General features: G+C 67.3%; 14 protein-coding genes. 6 read left to right on the top strand and 8 right to left on the bottom strand.

The genetic code is table 11. The features are described 5' to 3' along the window. Nucleotide 1 precedes the first annotated feature (1 nt). Nucleotides 2–649: a TetR/AcrR family transcriptional regulator gene (locus ACI7YT_RS00065; RefSeq protein WP_406248030.1), complete on the bottom strand. Its 648-nt coding sequence runs from the start codon at nucleotides 647–649 to the stop codon at nucleotides 2–4. Nucleotides 650–752: 103 nt separating this feature from the next. Here ACI7YT_RS00065 and ACI7YT_RS00070 point away from each other — a divergent pair, with 103 nt between their 5' ends. After that, nucleotides 753–1,316 carry a dihydrofolate reductase family protein gene (locus ACI7YT_RS00070; RefSeq protein WP_406248031.1) on the top strand — a complete coding sequence of 188 codons (564 nt, stop codon included), beginning with the start codon at nucleotides 753–755 and terminating at the stop codon, nucleotides 1,314–1,316. A gap of 7 nt (nucleotides 1,317–1,323) precedes the next feature. On the opposite strand, the gene ACI7YT_RS00075 is transcribed toward ACI7YT_RS00070, so the two are convergent. The 3 genes from ACI7YT_RS00075 to ACI7YT_RS00085 are packed head-to-tail and all read right to left on the bottom strand — an operon-like array spanning nucleotide 1,324 to nucleotide 2,834. Further along, a complete protein-coding gene (locus tag ACI7YT_RS00075) occupies nucleotides 1,324–1,710 on the bottom strand; it encodes a hypothetical protein (protein ID WP_406248033.1) in 387 nt (128 codons plus the stop codon). A gap of 17 nt (nucleotides 1,711–1,727) precedes the next feature. Beyond that, a complete protein-coding gene (locus ACI7YT_RS00080) occupies nucleotides 1,728–2,273 on the bottom strand; it encodes an AAA family ATPase (RefSeq protein ID WP_406248035.1) in 546 nt (181 codons plus the stop codon). A 15-nt stretch (nucleotides 2,274–2,288) separates the two neighbouring features. Further along, nucleotides 2,289–2,834 (bottom strand): hypothetical protein, encoded by a 546-nt coding sequence (locus ACI7YT_RS00085; RefSeq protein ID WP_406248037.1) that lies wholly within the window; start codon nucleotides 2,832–2,834, stop codon nucleotides 2,289–2,291. Nucleotides 2,835–3,019: 185 nt separating this feature from the next. Between ACI7YT_RS00085 and ACI7YT_RS00090 the strand changes: the two genes are divergently transcribed. Continuing rightward, the gene (locus tag ACI7YT_RS00090; protein WP_406248039.1) at nucleotides 3,020–3,397 is read left to right on the top strand and encodes a YciI family protein; all 378 of its coding nucleotides are present in this window, start codon (nucleotides 3,020–3,022) and stop codon (nucleotides 3,395–3,397) included. Between the two features lie 9 nt (nucleotides 3,398–3,406). On the opposite strand, the gene ACI7YT_RS00095 is transcribed toward ACI7YT_RS00090, so the two are convergent. Further along, nucleotides 3,407–3,892 carry a GNAT family N-acetyltransferase gene (locus ACI7YT_RS00095; RefSeq protein ID WP_406248040.1) on the bottom strand — a complete coding sequence of 162 codons (486 nt, stop codon included), beginning with the start codon at nucleotides 3,890–3,892 and terminating at the stop codon, nucleotides 3,407–3,409. 75 nt (nucleotides 3,893–3,967) lie between these two features. Between ACI7YT_RS00095 and ACI7YT_RS00100 the strand changes: the two genes are divergently transcribed. Further along, nucleotides 3,968–4,243 carry a hypothetical protein gene (locus ACI7YT_RS00100; protein ID WP_406248042.1) on the top strand — a complete coding sequence of 92 codons (276 nt, stop codon included), beginning with the start codon at nucleotides 3,968–3,970 and terminating at the stop codon, nucleotides 4,241–4,243. Between the two features lie 12 nt (nucleotides 4,244–4,255). Here ACI7YT_RS00100 and ACI7YT_RS00105 read toward each other — a convergent pair whose 3' ends face one another. From ACI7YT_RS00105 to ACI7YT_RS00115, 3 genes are all read right to left on the bottom strand, one after another. Continuing rightward, complete coding sequence (locus ACI7YT_RS00105; RefSeq protein WP_406248044.1) at nucleotides 4,256–5,335, bottom strand: 3-deoxy-7-phosphoheptulonate synthase; 1,080 nt, start codon at nucleotides 5,333–5,335, stop codon at nucleotides 4,256–4,258. Nucleotides 5,336–5,579: 244 nt separating this feature from the next. Beyond that, nucleotides 5,580–6,539: an acetylxylan esterase gene (locus ACI7YT_RS00110; RefSeq protein WP_406248046.1), complete on the bottom strand. Its 960-nt coding sequence runs from the start codon at nucleotides 6,537–6,539 to the stop codon at nucleotides 5,580–5,582. Continuing rightward, nucleotides 6,536–7,780 carry an ROK family transcriptional regulator gene (locus ACI7YT_RS00115; protein WP_406248048.1) on the bottom strand — a complete coding sequence of 415 codons (1,245 nt, stop codon included), beginning with the start codon at nucleotides 7,778–7,780 and terminating at the stop codon, nucleotides 6,536–6,538. Before ACI7YT_RS00115 ends, ACI7YT_RS00110 begins: the two co-directional genes overlap by 4 nt. A 238-nt stretch (nucleotides 7,781–8,018) precedes the next feature. On the opposite strand from ACI7YT_RS00115, the gene ACI7YT_RS00120 reads away from it, so the two are divergent. The 3 genes from ACI7YT_RS00120 (at nucleotide 8,019) to ACI7YT_RS00130 (ending at nucleotide 16,743) form a co-directional block, all read left to right on the top strand. Then, nucleotides 8,019–11,321 (top strand): hypothetical protein, encoded by a 3,303-nt coding sequence (locus ACI7YT_RS00120; RefSeq protein ID WP_406248050.1) that lies wholly within the window; start codon nucleotides 8,019–8,021, stop codon nucleotides 11,319–11,321. Between the two features lie 83 nt (nucleotides 11,322–11,404). Then, on the top strand, nucleotides 11,405–13,621 hold the full coding sequence (locus ACI7YT_RS00125) for an FAD-dependent oxidoreductase (RefSeq protein ID WP_406248052.1): 2,217 nt from the start codon (nucleotides 11,405–11,407) through the stop codon (nucleotides 13,619–13,621). A 101-nt stretch (nucleotides 13,622–13,722) separates the two neighbouring features. Next, a complete protein-coding gene (locus tag ACI7YT_RS00130) occupies nucleotides 13,723–16,743 on the top strand; it encodes an alpha-mannosidase (protein ID WP_406248054.1) in 3,021 nt (1,006 codons plus the stop codon). Nucleotides 16,744–16,772 lie beyond the last annotated feature (29 nt).

The following is a 16,772-nucleotide window of genomic DNA, read 5'->3' on the forward strand; positions in this document are numbered from 1 at the left end:
GTCAGTCCGACCGGTTCTCTTTTCTTCCGTGGACCATGCACCGCGCGGTGATCGTCCGGGCTGCCTGATCGACAGCCTGCTCCTTCTCGTCATCGGTGAGCGTCCATCCGCCGTGGACCAGCTTCGGCCAGAACACCATGGTCGCGATCATCCCGAGGAACTGCGCAGAGATGACATCCGGGTCATCGACGTCCGCGGTGCCCGCGTCGCGCGCCGCGACGAGGAAGTCGCCGAGGGCTGCGAGCACGGGGAGCGTGCCGAAGTCGAAGGTCCGCTCGCGAAGTTCGGGGAAGCGTGGGGATTCCGAGATCACGATCCGCATGAGATCCGTCATCTCGCGGCGATCGAGCAAGCCGACGTAGGCCTTCCCGAGGAGCACGAGTCCGCCGAGGAAGTCGGCAGGATCCGGTGCAGCCTGCTCGGTGCCCGGTGTGCTCCCTGCCGCGAGCACGGTCGCTTCGAACAGTTCGGCCTTGGTGGGGAACTGCTTGAACAGTGTGGCCTTCGACACGCCGGCCTGCCTGGCGATCTCCGCGAGCGATGTGCGGTCGTACCCGTTCTCGAGGAACGGGCCCGCGGCCGCAGCGAGAATCGCCGCACGATTGTCCGCGGCGATCTGCTGGTGATAGGCGGAGAGTTTCCGGGTCATGCTTCATTATCGCATTGAGGTGAGCCGCTTGACTCACCTCAACCCGAACGATAGGTTTCCGTTATGGCGAGTCATCCGACTCACCTCAACGAAGGGGCAGAACATGTCAAAGGTGATGATCCACGCGACGGTCTCCGTCGACGGGTTCATGGCGGATCCCGACGGTGGAATGGACTGGATGAGCGGATTTCCCGTCGCCCCGGAGGACGAGCAGATCGTGGAGAGGATCTGCTCCGACATCGGAGCCATCGTCGGGGGAGCGAACAAGACCCAGACGATCGAGGACGGGGAGATCCCGTACGGCGGGTTCCTGAAGGTGCCGGTGTACTTGATGACTCACCGCGAGCACGAGGTCGTCGAACACGACGGCACCAGATTCTCTTTCGTCGTGGACGACATCGAGGAGGCAGTGCGGCGAGCCCAGCACGACGCCGGTGAGAAGTGGGTGAGCCTCCTGGGTGGACGTGTCGCGAGGCAGTGTCTCGCCCTCGGCCTCGTGGACGAACTCCGGCTTCACGTCGTACCGGTCGTGCTGGGCGAAGGGATCCCGCTCTTCGCCGGGTTGGAGCGTCAGCTCCGCCTCGAGCGACTTGCGACCTCCGCGTTCGCCGGCGAGGTGCACCTGCGCTACCGGGTTCTGCGGGACGTGCCCGCGCCGGGAGAGTAAGGCTCTCTCACCCGTTGAGTTTGGCTGTCTCGGCCACGAGATCCAGCCGGGTGAGCAGCAGTTCGCCAGCCGAACTCATCACCCCGAATGCGTTCACGGTGATCGCGAGTGCGATGAAGGTCAGCACGACCACCTGAATCAGAAAGGCAGCACGGTCGACCGTCTTGCGCCGTGCAACGGCCAGAGCAATCACGCCGATGGCGCTGAGGATCGCGATGGTCTGACCTGCGGCGGTGGCGAACCCCATGCGGATCGCGCTCTCGTACGTCAATGCGCCATAGCTGTTGAACAGAGCGCTGAGTACGAACGGGATGACGAGGACGCCCCCGATGAGAATTCCGAACGTGCTGATGTGGGAACCGCGTCGTGTTCGGACAGCTGCGGGTGCGCTCATACCCGGATGATACGCCGTCACCGCGCCAACCCGGCGACCTCGCTGAAGGGGGTCGACGTGTGGATGATGCGCGGCGGGTCCGGAAGGTCGGACCAGGCGGCGAGCTGCTCATCGATGCGCTGCAGTTCGCTCAGCCCACCCGACTCCGCCAGCAGATCGAGGATGTTCCGATCGATGGAACCGTGCGGGGTCCGATGGGCGCGCTCCTCAACCCGGCGCCAGCATTCGCCGACGTCTTCGCGAAGCATCGTCCGTCGCACTCGTCCCCCACTCGCCTCGACGACGGCTTCGAACTCGGCGGCCTCATCGGGCGCGTAGAAGAGCTGGGGAAAGATCACGTTGCCGCCCGCGGAGAGATGCTCTCGGAGCACCGCCACCGCCAGGGGCTTCACTTCGGCGCCCGCATGCAGGAAGTCCGTCGTGGCGGTGCCGAGCAGGCCCCGCAGCACGTCGACGTCGAGGTTCAGCCAGCCTCGTCTGGACGCCACGAAGTTCCGTGCGTATGTCGACTTCCCCGAACCAGGAAGGCCGTTCATGAAGATGCAGTATCCAGCTTCAGACAACGTGGAGCTCCTCGGTCACGGCACGATCATCACGGACTGTTCGTTCGTCGCGGTGTCGCAGGTCGTGACCTGCCAAACCGACGATCCGTCCTCGGTGACGCGCGCCATCTCGATGATCAGCGGACTCGGCCAGATCTCACCGGACTGCATCGCCGCGTCCAGGGCGTTGATCTTCGCGCCCTGCTCCGCCTCGGTGAGCTCGACGTCGTGCTTCGTGATGACCTCCAGAGTCTGCACATCGAGGAGCGATTCCTGGCCGGCACTCGGATCGTCGACCCGTTCGCCGAACAGGTCGTATCGATCGGTGGCGGCTCTGATCCGCCACACCCACTCGTCATCGATGTACTCGAGGCGCAGGCCGACGACGTTCCCACCCACACCACCCTCGCTCGGCAGCGCCTCGAGGAAGTCCGTGGGCCAGGTCAGCTCCGGGGGTTTGCAGGAGCCCGGAAAGTCGTCCCCTACGGCGGCGGGCGCAGGCGGAACGCTCGAGCACGCGGCGCAGGCCGCAGCTGCCGCGAGCAGGGCTGCCACTGAGACCCTTCGCAGGAGGTTCCTCATCCCCGAACTCCTCTGATGTCGGCGACCGCCCGTTCCGGGTCGTCCATCCACCGTGAAGGCTATCGTCCGCTGCCGGATGTGATGATCCGCAGATCTTCTTCGCTGGATGTCGATCCACGCGTTACCCGTTCGACGACATGGTGAGAGGGTCGCACGAAGCGGCCCACGATGAAGGGAACGGAAACATGACGCAGTACTTCTTGACCGTGCCGCACGACACGGCGACCGAGCCGACGATGGAGTCGATGCAGGAGTTCGACCCGGCAGAACTCGCTGCCGTGATGGCCGCGGTCGATGAGTTCAACACCGCACTGAAGGATGCCGGCGCACTGCTATTCGCCGGCGGACTCAACCCGCCGTCGACGGCGAAGACCGTCGATGTCTCGTCGGGTGATACCCGCGTGCTCGACGAGCCTTTCGTCGAAGCCGAGTCGTACGTCGGCGGCTTCTGGGTGATCGAGGCGCCTGACGAGGGCAAGGCCGTCGAGTGGGCGACCAAGGCCTCGAACGCACTCCAATGCCGGATCGAGGTACGCGCTCTGCAGGAGGAACCCGACGCGTAGCCTTCGGCCTCAGTCGGAATCCCATTCCGCGAAGTACCAGAGCACCGGCTCGTCGACGCCGGGGAGGCTGTTGCGGAAGCCATGCCGTTCATAGAACCGGCGCGCGTCGACATCACCCGAGTCGACGTTGATGTGCATCTCCCCGGCATCCCTCCGGCGGGACTCCTCGACGGCACCGGCGAGCAGAACCGCACCGATGCCCTGAGACCGGAGCGCCGGGCGCACGTAGAGCTCGTCGAGCGTGGCGACGTGCCCGCCCTCGTTGTAGATCGCGGGACGCAGGGCGACGACGGCGTACCCGACGGCGGTCCCGTCCTGCCGCGCGAGCAGTGCGAACCCGGCCGGATCGGCGAGGAACCGACGGAACCGCGGAAGAAGCACCTCGAAGGGCGGCTCCGGTTCGTCGAACTCATCGCCGAAGTCGATCTGCAGCTGCGTGAGCGTCTCGGCATCCTGCGGAATGGCGAAGACGATCTCGGGTCTGGATTCCGGCATGCCGCTCTCCTCTCGGATGGGCACAGTCTGCCAGCGCCGTCGGGGACGATGCCAGGCACCTCCTAGGATCGAAGGGTGCTGATCGGTCTGATGCGTCCTGTGGAATCCCGCTCCGTCGCGGTCGAGGCAGCCGACCTCGCCGATGTCCAGGTGCAACTGGCTGCGCAGCGACCTGAAGGGTTCGATCTCGTCTCCTCTCCGGTCGAGATGATCAAAGGCGCCGCGATCCTGAAGGCCGTCGGCACGTTCGCGCGCCGCGACCAGGTCACCGAGATCGAGGCGGAGGACATGGACGCGCTCAGAGCGAAGGTCCCCGAGGGCTGGCAGCTGCTGAACGTCCTCAAGGTCTGATCCGACGGCGCTTCACCCCCGCCGCGCGCGCACTGCCGCGGCCAGACCGGCGATGACCTCGGCGGTCGTCTCCCAGCCCATGCACGCATCCGTCACGCTCTGACCGCGGACGAGCCCAGCCGGACCCTTCGTCACATCCAGCTTCTGCGCGCCCGCGACGAGGTTGCTCTCGAGCATGACGCCGGCGATCTCCGCCGATTCGAACGAGATCTGTGCGGCGAGTTCCCGCGCGACCTCGACCTGCCGCATGTGGTCCTTGCCGCTGTTCCCGTGGCTGGCGTCGACGATCAGACGCGACGTGAGCCCCGCAGCCGCCAAGCGGGACGACGCGCGCGCGACATGCTCGGCGCCGTAGTTCGGCCCGTCCGCCCCACCGCGCAGGATCACCGACGTGTCCGGGTTGCCCGTCGTTGTGACCAGGCTCGCCCGCCCGTCGGAGCCGATTCCGAGGAACGCCTGCGGAGAGGATGCCGCGGCCGCGGCATCCAGAGCGACCTGGAGCCCGCCGTCCGTACCGTTCTTGAAGCCGATCGGCATCGACAGGCCAGACGCCAGCTGACGGTGGATCTGGCTCTCGGTCGTCCGCGCGCCGATCGCGCCCCATGAGACGAGGTCGGCCGTGTACTGCGGGCTGATCGGCTCCAGGAACTCGGTCGCCGACGGCATCCCGAGGGCCGTGACGTCGCGCAGGAAGGCACGAGCCATCCGCAGACCTGCCTCGATGTCATGGCTGCCGTCCAGGTGCGGATCGTTGATCAGACCCTTCCATCCGACCGTCGTGCGGGGCTTCTCGAAGTAGGTCCGCATGACGATCAGGAGGTCGTCGCGGTGCCGCTCGGCCTCGAGGGCGAGACGACCCGCGTACTCCAGCCCCGCCTCCGGGTCGTGGATCGAGCAGGGACCGGCGATGACGAGCAGGCGGTCGTCCTCGCCGGCCATGATGGCGCGGATCTCGTCGCGGGTGCGCGAGACGAGCGTCGCCCGTTCATCGCCGACCGGCAGTTCGGCGGAGATCTCCGCTGGCGTCGGGATCGTGGTGAAGGCCGCGACGTGGAGATCCGCGGTGGCGTCGATGGTGGCTGGGTCGTGCATCTGCAGGGGTCCTGTCCTGGTGAGGGCGGACCCCTTGCAGAGCCCGCCGAAACGGCGAAAGCCAGAGCGAATGCTCTGGCTTGTCGGCTCTGAAGGTGTCGGTATGCGCTAGATCAGCGCCGGCCCCTCCAGAGCCGACTCGAAATACGCATACCAACGGGATGTCATGGACAAGACCATACCGCATGATGTCGGGGGCTGGATTCTGGGATCAGCCCAGGATGCCGGAGGAGCCGCGACTTCTCTAATCCTGATCGATGCGCGCGGCGGCGAAGAAGTCCTCGGTTCCCTGCCGGAAGAGCCGATTGGAGAGCTCTTCGATCGGTCCCTCGAGGTGCCCGGAACCCCGTACGGTCAGCCGTTTCGGACCCGTCAGCGCGTGGTAGACCGCGAATTGCCCTCGCGGGTCGACGGACGGGTCGACGACAGCCGCACCGACGTGCACCGGGATGCGGACCCGCGATGCTGCGATCGCCGCATCGAAGTAGTCCAGCACCGGTCGCACCTCCGGATGACGCCGCAGATACGACCGCACGGCCTCGCCACTGCCGGTGCAGCGGCGGCTGAGCCGGATCGGGAAATGTCCGAAGCTGGGCACATCCAGGGATGCTCGACGGAACCGTTCGTCCCAGGGGAGAGCGAGCGCGCCCATCCCGCCGCCGAAGCTGCCGCCCTGATAATCGAGGGCGACCGCGGCATCCGGAGCGGCATCCAGCAGGACGGTCGCCGCGCGCCAGAGGTCCGCAGCCGAATAGCGGTGCGAGTACGTCTCACGATTCTGGATGCCGGCGAGCACGTGCCGCGCCGAGAGCGCGGGGAACCGGCCGGGGGCGTTGGCCTCCTGGCCCGGAGCCACCGGGAAGATCGCGGCCGTGTCGGCGGGGAGCATGTCGAGCGCGGGCTCGGTGCGCCCGCCGTATCCGTGTCCGACGACGCGTCCCCGGGAGACAGGGCCGTGCGGCAGCGCCAGCCATGCCACGACCTGCTCGCCGGTCGACGAGCCGAACAGGATCCGGTCGACTCGGTGCGTCGGGGTCGGTTCGAGCGCCTCTGTGACCTCCCAGGAGACCGCACCGGTGCCGAACTCGGCGAAGGTGTCCTGCCAGAACGCGTCGAAGTCGCCTGGTGCCCGGAGCGCCGGGGGAGGAGTCAGCAGCAGCGAGAGCGGATACTCGGTGAGCTCTTCGGGTACGTCGGCGGTCATCGGTTCAACTGGAGCGTCGACGGACGCGGCGAGAACCGATCATCGAGCACGAGACAGGCGGCGCCGACGGCCGCGACGTCCGCGCCGAGCGAGGTCCCGGAGATCGTGACCCCGTGCAGCTGCCGGGTGACGCCACCGGATGCGGCGAGCGGCCGGATGACATCGAGGAACCGGTGATCGACCATCTCCCACATCGCTCCGCCGATCACCACGGTGTCGACATCGAGCATGTTGGTGACGGTCAGGATCGCGGATGCCGTCGAGCGCGCGGCTCGGTCGAGGATCTCGCCGGCACCGGCGTCCCCCTGATCGGCCAGCGCGCACAGCGAGCGGAACGCCGCTTCGGAGATCGCCGGCGTCGAGAAGTCGGTGTCGTTCGGGAGGACCCCTGATTCGACCGCTTCTTCGGCGAGGCTCTGCGGGGATCCGGCCTGCCAGAACGCGCGCAGCGGATGCGAGTAGCGGTCGCCGAAGTCGTCGGAGGAGACCGGGAGCAACCCGATGTCCCCGGCATTGCTGGAGATCCCTCGCACCACGAGGTCATCGATGACGATTCCGAGGCCGACACCGGTTCCCATGTACAGGAAGACGAAATTGCGCGGGCCCTCCGCCCCACCGGCCCACTGCTCGGCGACTGCCCCGGCGATGACGTCCTTGTCCAGCAGCACCGGGAGTCCGGTCGCCTCCTGGATGTCATCCCTCAGCGGTACGCGGTGCCAGTCGGGCAGGTGCGGCGGATCGAGCACGAGACCGCGTTCGATGTCGACCGGCCCCGGTGAGGCGATGCCGATGCCGAGGATGCGATCGCGATCGATCGGCGCCTGCTCGATGAGCTTCGTGATCTCGTCGTTGATCAACGCGAGGACGGAGTCGGGGTCCTGTGCGGCCGGGGTCGGGTGGCCCGCATCCGTGACGACACGACCGGTGAAATCGAGCAGCACGTAGGTGATCACGGCCGGATCGATGTGCACCCCGATCGCGTAGCTGCCGGCCGGATTGAGCTCGAGCATCGTCCGCGGCTTGCCGAACGCGACCGCCTGCTTGCCCGTCTCGAGGATGAGCTGCTGGTCGAGGAGGCGTCGACAGATGTTCGACACCGTCTGCGCGGACAGTCCGGTCTCCTCGGTGAGTTCGACGCGGCTGCGCCCGTTCGGAGCGCGCCGGATCGCGCCCAGCACCACGGCCTCGTTGAAGTCGGCGACGCGCGGCATGTTGGTGCCGCGACTCTGGCTCTGCGCCACGGAAGCTCCTCGAATCGCTCGGAGACCGGCCATCACGGCGGTCCGCGCCCTCCACCTTATTCCAATGGTTCGATAAAACGCGCGGTCCGGTGGGATTTCCAAAACCCCTTGTGCTCGGCATCCGTCTCGGTCTAACTTAATCCATGCATTTGAGGAAGTAAGTCGAACTTTGAATCGGCACCCCAATCCCGACAACGAACGTCGGCACGACGACGACGTCAGACCAGAGGAGTTCCGCATGCCCAGAACACGACGAAGAGCAGCGATCGGGGCGGGCGGCCTCGCCGTCGCCCTGATCTCGGCGGGGTTGATCGCCGTCCCGGCGGTGGCCACGGCGGCCACCGCCGACGCCACCGCGATCTTCACCGCATCACCGCAGCTGGACGGGGTGGTCAAGGTCAAGCCCGGCGACAACTCCGCCACGGCGGAGATGGTCGCCACGACCAAGGACGGCCGGGAATGCTGGCAGATGCTCAACGACCCGTACGTCCGGTACCTCTACGTGGATGTCGCGGACGAGGTGATCCCTGATGACGCGACCCGCGCCATCGTCCGCGTCGACTACTTCGATGCCGGCACCAACGGCCTCGATATCCAGTACGACTCGAAGACCAGCGCCTGGACCGGATCCCGCAACCAGCAGCTCACCGACACCGGCACCTGGAGATCGACGGCGTTCGAGCTGACCAACATCAATTTCGCGAACCGGGCGAACGGGCACGACTTCCGCCTGAACGTGAAGGCGTCGCAGGGCGCGATGCCGGACGTGTGCTTCTCGAAGGTGGACGTGACCTTCACGGATGCGCCGGTGGCCGCCCTCGATTCGCTGGCCATCATGAGCCCCTCGCTGATCTTCAAGACGGGCGAGGCCTCCGTGGATGTCGCCACCCCGGCCGACGAAGTCACCTGGCGCCTCGGCGACGCGGACGATGTCGAACTGCGCACCGGCACCGCTGCGGTCGCCGACGGCGCCGGCTCGATCGACCTGACGGACCTGCCCTTCGGCTACTACACACTCGCCGTCACGGCGAACCCCGCATCCGGACCCGTGACGCGGACGACGTCGCTCGCCGTGCTCGACGACCCGCCGGCCGGCTGGAACGCCGACGAAGCGTTCTTCGGGACGCAGATCCACCGTGGCCATCAGCCGACCGAGCACACGGACGAGCTCATGAACGCGATGGTACTCGCCGGCTACGGCAAGAGCAGGATCGAGACCACCTGGGGCGAGGTCGAGAAGGCGAAGGGCGTGTACACCTTCGACAGTGAGGGCACGCGGGTCGTCGGCGAACTCGCCGATCGCGGTCAGCAGGTGATGTGGAACGCCGGACTCGCCAACCCGCTGTACGACGGCAACAGGACACCCGCCAGCCCTGAGGCGATCGCCGCCTTCGCGGCGTACGTCGGAGCCACTGCCGAGTACTACAGCGGCCAAGGAGATTCGCACGACATCGGTATTCTGAACGAGTACAACTCGTCCGGGTTCAACAACGGCACGTGCGGCCTGACCGCGGCGTGCTACCTCGACATCCTGCGGCCGAGTTTCCAGGCCGCGCACGATGCGGATGCCGAGGCGAACGTGATCGCGCCGATCACTGCCGGCGTGCAACTCGCCTGGGCGGAGGACTTCATCGCGCAGGGCGGGCTCGAGCACCTCGACACCTACGCGACGAACTACTACGGATACGCGCAGAACGGTCCGGGAACCCCGCCCGAGCAGGCGAACGAACTCGCGAATCTGCAGCAGTTGACCGCCATGGTCGACGAGGCCGACGGCGACCGGAACATCCCGATCCGCATCACGGAGAACGGGTGGCCGACGCACGATGCCGGCTCCACACTCGCGCAGCAGGCGGACTACGCGATCCGCGGACCTCTGCTCGCGCAGCTCGCCGGTGCCGACGAGTACCTCTGGTACGACCTGTACGACGACGGGTTCAATTCGGGCGAGCGCGAGGACCGCTTCGGTCTGATCAACCGGGCCGACGACACCGCGTGCTTCGCCTGGAAGTGCCCCGGCGAGAACTACACCTACGGCGCCGTGCACGGCATCAGCCCCAAGCCGGGCTTCGTCTCGCAGGCCGTGGCGATCCGGCAGACGGTCGGCAAGGACCTGACCGGGCGTGAGGACCTGGGCTCCGACTCGCTGTACAGCCTGCAGTACGAGGCTTCGGATGCCGCGGATTCCACGCGTGTGCTCTGGAGCACCGGCACGGACTCCGTGCAGATCAGCTCGGAGACCGGCTACACGCTGACCGACCAGTTCGGCCGGACGAAGGATGTGCCCAAGGGTTCGTCGACGATCGCGCTGACCGGGTCCCCGGTGTTCGTCACCGGTGTCGTCGAGATCGCCACCGCGGCCGCGCAGCTCACGACGGATGTCGCGGAGACCTCGGTGCAGGGAGCCGAGCTGCCGATCACCGTGGCCGTCGCCGATGGCGCGGACATCAAGGGCGGAGAGCTCACCGTCTCGGCATCCGGAGTGGAGAAGAGGGTCAACCTCGCCGACAAGCGCTCGGTGTCGCTGACGCTGCCCGGCGTCACCCGGCTCGGAGAGCGCGAGGTCGCCGTCACCGTCACGGACAAGAAGGGGCGTCTCGTCTCCGAAGTCCGCACGGCGACCCAGATCGTCGACCCGTACGTCGTGTCGGCCCGGCCGTCGATCGCGACCACCGCGGACGGGTACGCCGCCTCGCTGGACATCAGCGTGGTGAACAACGCGTCGGATGCCGAGATCACCCTGGACGAGATCGACTGGAAGGTCGGCTCGGTGTCGGGCACTCTGAACGATCCGGTGACGATCGCCGGCGGCGGCACCGAGACGGTGTCGGTGCCGATCACGGACCCGAAGTTCTACGCGACGCAGAGCTACGACGTGCAGGCGCACTCCGGCGCGTTGACCCGTTCGGACTCCGGCCCGCTGAGCTTCTCGCCGATCGAGAAGGAGGGCGCGCAGACGCTCGACCCGATCGATCTGAACACGCTCGGAAAGTGGGTGTCCATCCGCGGCGGCACGCGCACCGGAACGGCCGACCTGGGCGGCACGCTGCAGTACACGACGACGGCCGACGCGCTCGTCCTGCGGGCCACCATCACGGACGACGTTCACCTGGCGGATCGGACCGACCCCGGGCTGAGCTGGCAGGCGGACTCGGTCCAGTTCAACACCTACGATCTGTTCCCGACCGTCCTGGGCGGCGAGCGGGTGGAGATCGGCGCTGCGCTGTACGGCAGCGGCCCAGTCGTCTACACCTTCGCGCCACCGGCCGGGCAGAAGGCAGGGCCCACCCCCGGTGCATCGGCCGACATCGTGCGTGACGAGGATGCCGGGACCACGACGTACGACGTCTCGGTGCCGTGGTCGTCGCTCGGGTTCGACGCACCGCCGAGCGGTGTGTGGGGTCTGTCGTTCCTCGCGAACGACGCGGATGGCGATGTCGCGGGCACCGATTCCCGGTCCGGGTATCTCGAGTGGGGCGCCGGCGTCGGTGCTGCACCGAAGAACCCGGCGCTGTTCAAGTCGGTGCAACTGGTCGGCTAGGGCAGTCTGGAAGGAGGATTCTGCCCGTCTCGGCATCCGAGCAGGCAGGATCCTCCTTCCGCCATCATTCGAAGAGGAGAATCGTGCAGGAGATCACCCACGCCGCCGACGTGACCGTCATCGGCGGCGGACCGGCCGGCGTCGCAGCGGCCATCGCCGCCGCCCGCAACGGCGCCCGCGTCGCGCTCATCAACAACCGACCGGTGCTCGGCGGCAACTCCTCGAGCGAAGTGCGCGTCTGGATTGTCGGGGGCACCGCGCACGGCGCGCAGAAGTTCGCACGCGAGACGGGAATCATGGGCGAGCTGTTCCTCGAGAACCAATGGCGCAACCCTGAGGGCAACCCGATTCTGTGGGACCACGTCGTCCTCGACGCTGTCCGAGCCGAAGACAACATCACGCTCTTCCTCAACACCGACGTGCGCGACGTCTCGGCATCGGGCCCGGAGGACGATCGGACGATCGCCTCGGTCACCGGATGGCAGGTCGGATCCGAGAAGCTCGTCACGTTCGTCTCGCCGGTCTTCATCGATTGCACCGGCGACGGGCTCGTCGGCCACCTCGCCGGCGCCCGATACATGACCGGGCGCGAGGACCACGCCGCGTTCGGCGAGCCGTGGGCACCCGAGTCCGCGGACTCCGAGATGCTCGGCAGCACGATCCTCTTCTACACGAAGGACACCGGCTCCCCCGTACGGTTCGTCCCGCCGGGGATCACGAAGGACATCGTCGCCGCCGGCATCCCGATCCATCGCCACATCGACACGGCCATGAACGGGTGCGACTACTGGTGGATCGAATGGGGCGGCACGCTGGACGCCGTCGACGACAACGAGGCGATCCGCGATGAGCTGTGGGGTGTCGTCTTCGGGATCTGGGATCACATCAAGAACTCCGGTGAGTTCGACGCCGACACTCTGACCCTCGAGTGGGTCGGTACGGTGCCGGGCAAGCGCGAGTACCGCCGGTTCGTGGGCGACCACGTCCTCACACAGCAGGACATCCTCGGTCAGACCCGCTTCCCCGACAACGTCGGTTTCGGCGGCTGGTCGATTGATCTGCATCCCCCAGGTGGGGTGTACTCGGATGCCGCGGGCTCCCGCCACCTGCACGGGCCTGGTGTCTACGAGATCCCGTTCCGATCGCTCTACTCGGTCAATGTCGCGAACATGCTCATGGCCGGCCGAGACATCTCCGCCACGCACGTCGCGTTCGGCACGACTAGGGTCATGGCCACCTGCGCGGTGACAGGGGAAGCGGCCGGCACGGGTGCGGCGCTCGCCGCACGGCATGGCGTACGCCCTCGGGACGTCGATATCGACGAGTTGCAGACGGCGCTGGTCCGTCAGGATGCCTCGGTCCTCGGCATCGGCTGGTCGGATGGCGCGGACCTGGCGCTCTCGGCATCCGTCACGGCGTCCTCAACGCTGCGGATGCTCGCGGTCGACGGCGGCGATGACGCGCTGTCGATCATCGACCGCGACTTCGCGCTGCATCTGCCGGTCGATCCGCGTCTGGATGTGCTGCGCCTCGGTGTGGATGCGCGCGCAGACACGGTGGCCCACATCGAGCTCTGGCATACCCGGAACGGCATGAATCATATTCCGGTGGGCCGCATCGCTGTCCACGAGGTTCCTGTGGCCACCGGGCGCGGTGACCTCGCGGTGCGGCTCGACTATGCGCCAGCTCAGCCGACCGACGTCATCGTGATCATCCGCCGCAACCCTGATCTGTCCATCCTCCTCGCCGACGAGCGCCCTCCCTACGGCGTGCTCGGGCTGCTGGCGCGCGAACCCGCGGTGCTGCTCGAGGAACCGCAGTCGAACGAGTGGTCCGCAAAGGAACTGCGGCGGCGTTCGCCGGTGTTCGGCGTGGAGCCGGAGACACGGGCCTACCGGGCCGAGAACGTCGCCGGCGGATATGCGCGACCCTTCGACGGTCCGCAACTGTGGGCCTCGGAGCCTCTGAGCGACGAGCAGTGGGTCGAGTTGCAGTGGGATGCCGAGCAGCGCATCGCCCTGATCGAACTGATCTTCAACGACGACGTGGACGAGGATCTCGTCAACCTCCACCACCACACGACGCCGTTCCTCGTCATGCCCGAGCTGGTCCGCGACTATCGGGTGGAGGCGCGGGTCGGCGGGTCCTGGCAGGTGATCACCGAAGTCGCCGGCAATCGCGCACGGCGACGCGTGCACGGGGTCGAGCCGGTGGAGGCGGATGCCGTGCGCGTCGTGGTCACGGCCACGAACGGCGATGTGCGCGCGATGATTGCAGCGGTGCGGGTTTTCGCGGCCTGAGCCCGCACTCTCGAAGCTGGGAGCAACTCGTTCTTGACTAACTCAATCAAGTTGATTTAGAGTCATATCACCACCCGAATTCTCGACGAAGAGGACCTGCAGTGCACGACAACCGGCTCATCGTGGAAGCTCGCCTCGAGCGCTTCATCGCGGAGTTCCTCACGCCTGCGATCTACCGCATGGTCAGCCCGCTCGACGTCGCCGCATTCGAGGTCCCGGACGAGCCGATCCCGGCATCCGAAGCCCTGGCCGCAGACTATGCGCCCATCCGGCTCCCCCATGCCTGGGGTCGGCCGTGGTCGACGGTGTGGTTCCGCGCGACCGGCGAGGTGCCGGCAGAGTGGTTCGATGCCGCGGGCGGCCTTCCGGCGGACACTCGCGTGGAGATGCTCGTCGACCTCGGGTTCTTCGGCGATCGCCCTGGATTCCAGGCCGAGGGCCTCGGCTACCGCGCCGACGGGACGATCCTCAAAGCGGTCTCCCCCCGCGCTGCGTACCTGCCCTGGGACGGCCGGCGTGACGTCGAGTTCTACGTCGAGGCCGCCGGCAACCCGGACGTCGCCGGTGACTACGACTTCCTCCCCACGCCGATGGGCGCCAAGGTCACGGCGGGCGACGATCCGCTGTACAGCGCGACGCAGTTCTCGGTCGCCCTCCTCGACGAGACGGTGTGGGAGCTCGCCCGTGACGTCTGGACGCTCGACGGCCTGATGCGCGAGCTCGGCACCGACAACCCGCGGCGTCACAGGATCCTGCGATCCTTCGAGCGGATGCTAGACGTCGCCGACCCGCGCGACATCGCCGGCACTGCGGCCGACGCCAGGGCGGTCATCGCCGCGGTCCTTGCCAGCCCGGCATCCGCCAGCGCGCATGAGGTCGTCGCGATCGGACATGCCCACATCGACTCCGCCTGGCTGTGGCCGTTCCGCGAGACCGTCCGGAAGTGCGCCCGCACCTTCTCGAACGTGCTCGACCTCATGGACGTCTACCCGGAGTTCCGGTTCGCCTGCTCATCGGCGCAGCAGCTGAAGTGGATGAAGGACTCCTACCCTGACGTGTTCGCCCGCATCAAGGAGAAGGTCGCCACAGGGCAGTTCATCCCAGTCGGCGGCATGTGGGTCGAACCGGACATCAACATGCCAGGCGGCGAGGCGATGGCGCGACAGTTCGTCGCGGGCAAGCGCTTCTTCCTCGAGGAGTTCGGGGTCGACACCCAGGAGGTCTGGGTTCCCGACACGTTCGGCTACTCGGCGGCGTTCCCGCAGATCATGGCCGCATCCGGTTCGAAGTGGTTCGTCACCCAGAAGATCTCCTGGAACCAGACCAACCAGATGCCGCACCACACCTTCCTGTGGGAGGGCATCGACGGCACCCGTGTCCTCACGCACTTCCCGTCGGCCGACACGTACATCTCCGAACTCTCAGGGGCGGAGCTCGCACACGCGGAGCGCAGTTTCCGTGAGGCCGGGGAGTCCTCTCTCTCGCTCATCCCGTTCGGCTGGGGAGACGGCGGAGGCGGACCCACGCGCGAGATGATCGCGGCTGCCGGTCGCCTGCGCTCGCTGGAGGGCTCTCCGCGGGTCGTCATCGATTCACCGCAGCGGTTCTTCGAGCGCGTCGAGGAGGAGTACCCGAACCCGCCGGTGTGGTCGGGGGAGCTGTACCTCGAGCTGCACCGCGGCACGCTCACGTCGCAGCACCGCACCAAGCAGGGCAACCGTCGCAGCGAGCATCTCCTGCGCGAGGCCGAACTGTGGGCCGCGACCGCCGCCGTTCGCGAAGGAGTCGAGTACCCCTACGACGAACTCGAGCGGGCATGGCACGACGTGCTGCTCAACCAGTTCCACGACGTCCTGCCCGGCTGCTCGATCGCCTGGGTGTACGAAGACGTCGCGCGCATGTACGCGGAGGTCGCCGACGTCGCCGAGCGCACGATCGCCGCGTCCGCTGCGGCGCTCGTCGGCGAGGGCGACCAGGAGTTCGTGCTCAACGCTCGTCCGCAGCCGGATGCCGGAGTCCCGGCCCTGGGCATCGGCACCGCCGCCGAGGTGACCGGGAAGACGAATATCACCCGCGAGGAATATGGCATCGTGATCGACAACGATCGCGTGCGCGCCGTGATCGACGACCGGGGTCTGCTGGTCTCGCTCGTCGATGCGGAGACCGGCCGTGAGGCGATCGCCCCTGGCGAGGCGGGCAATCTGCTGCGCCTGTTCCGCGATATCCCCAACAAGTGGGATGCCTGGGACATCGACGAGCACTACCGCGGTGTCAGCACGGATCTCACGACGCCGCAGGCCATTCGTCCGGTCGAGAACGGCGTCGAGATCGAGCATGTGTTCGACGACTCGCGCGTCGTGCAGACCGTCATGCTGGGCGCTGGGGCGGATGCCCTGACGATCCGCCACGACATCGACTGGCACGAGCGGAGGCAGCTGCTGAAGCTCGTGTTCCCGCTGGACATCCACGCCGACCGCACGGCGGCCGAGACGCAGTTCGGGCATGTATTCCGACCGACGCATACGAACACCTCATGGGATGCCGCACGCTTCGAGATCTCGATGCACCGCTGGGTGCACATCGCCGAGCCCGGCTACGGCGTGGCGATCACGAACGAGTCCACGTACGGTCATGACGTGCGCCGCGACACCCGCGCCGATGGCGGGACGACGACCACGGTCAGCCTGTCGCTGCTGCGCGCGCCGATGTTCCCCGATCCAGAGGCCGACCAGGGCGCGCACGACATCACCATCGCGATCCGGCCGGATGCCGGCATCCGGGATGCCGTGGATGAGGGCTACCGGATGAATCTGCCGGCTCGCACCGTCACCGGCGCGCGTGAGGTCGCACCTCTCGTGGCCGTCTCGCACCCCGCCGTGCGCGTCGAATCCGTCAAGCTCGCCGAGGATCGCTCGGGCGACCTGATCGTCCGGTTGTACGAGTCCGAGGGGGCCAAGGCCACGACGGACGTCACGATCGACGCAGCGGACGCCCGCGGCGTCCTCGTCGTCGATCTGCTCGAGCGAGAGATCGAGCCCCCCGTCGGAGCCGTGCTCGAGCAGGCGACTGCTCGCGTCGTGCTCCGACCCTTCCAGCTCCTCACCCTCCGCGTTACCCGGTGAGAGACGCGTCGTGGCTAGGCTGACACGTC

Source organism: Microbacterium sp. M (assembly GCF_045181065.1).
GTDB lineage: Bacteria > Actinomycetota > Actinomycetes > Actinomycetales > Microbacteriaceae > Microbacterium.

What these genes read in the sequence shown, in the direction of transcription:
- ACI7YT_RS00090 (WP_406248039.1), top strand. Translation starts at nt 3,020, where the DNA reads ATGACGCAGTACTTCTTGACCGTGCCGCACGACACGGCGACCGAGCCG.
- ACI7YT_RS00095 (WP_406248040.1), bottom strand. Translation starts at nt 3,892, where the DNA reads ATGCCGGAATCCAGACCCGAGATCGTCTTCGCCATTCCGCAGGATGCC.
- ACI7YT_RS00105 (WP_406248044.1), bottom strand. Translation starts at nt 5,335, where the DNA reads ATGCACGACCCAGCCACCATCGACGCCACCGCGGATCTCCACGTCGCG.
- ACI7YT_RS00070 (WP_406248031.1), top strand. Translation starts at nt 753, where the DNA reads ATGTCAAAGGTGATGATCCACGCGACGGTCTCCGTCGACGGGTTCATG.
- ACI7YT_RS00120 (WP_406248050.1), top strand. Translation starts at nt 8,019, where the DNA reads ATGCCCAGAACACGACGAAGAGCAGCGATCGGGGCGGGCGGCCTCGCC.
- ACI7YT_RS00065 (WP_406248030.1), bottom strand. Translation starts at nt 649, where the DNA reads ATGACCCGGAAACTCTCCGCCTATCACCAGCAGATCGCCGCGGACAAT.
- ACI7YT_RS00110 (WP_406248046.1), bottom strand. Translation starts at nt 6,539, where the DNA reads ATGACCGCCGACGTACCCGAAGAGCTCACCGAGTATCCGCTCTCGCTG.
- ACI7YT_RS00075 (WP_406248033.1), bottom strand. Translation starts at nt 1,710, where the DNA reads ATGAGCGCACCCGCAGCTGTCCGAACACGACGCGGTTCCCACATCAGC.
- ACI7YT_RS00085 (WP_406248037.1), bottom strand. Translation starts at nt 2,834, where the DNA reads ATGAGGAACCTCCTGCGAAGGGTCTCAGTGGCAGCCCTGCTCGCGGCA.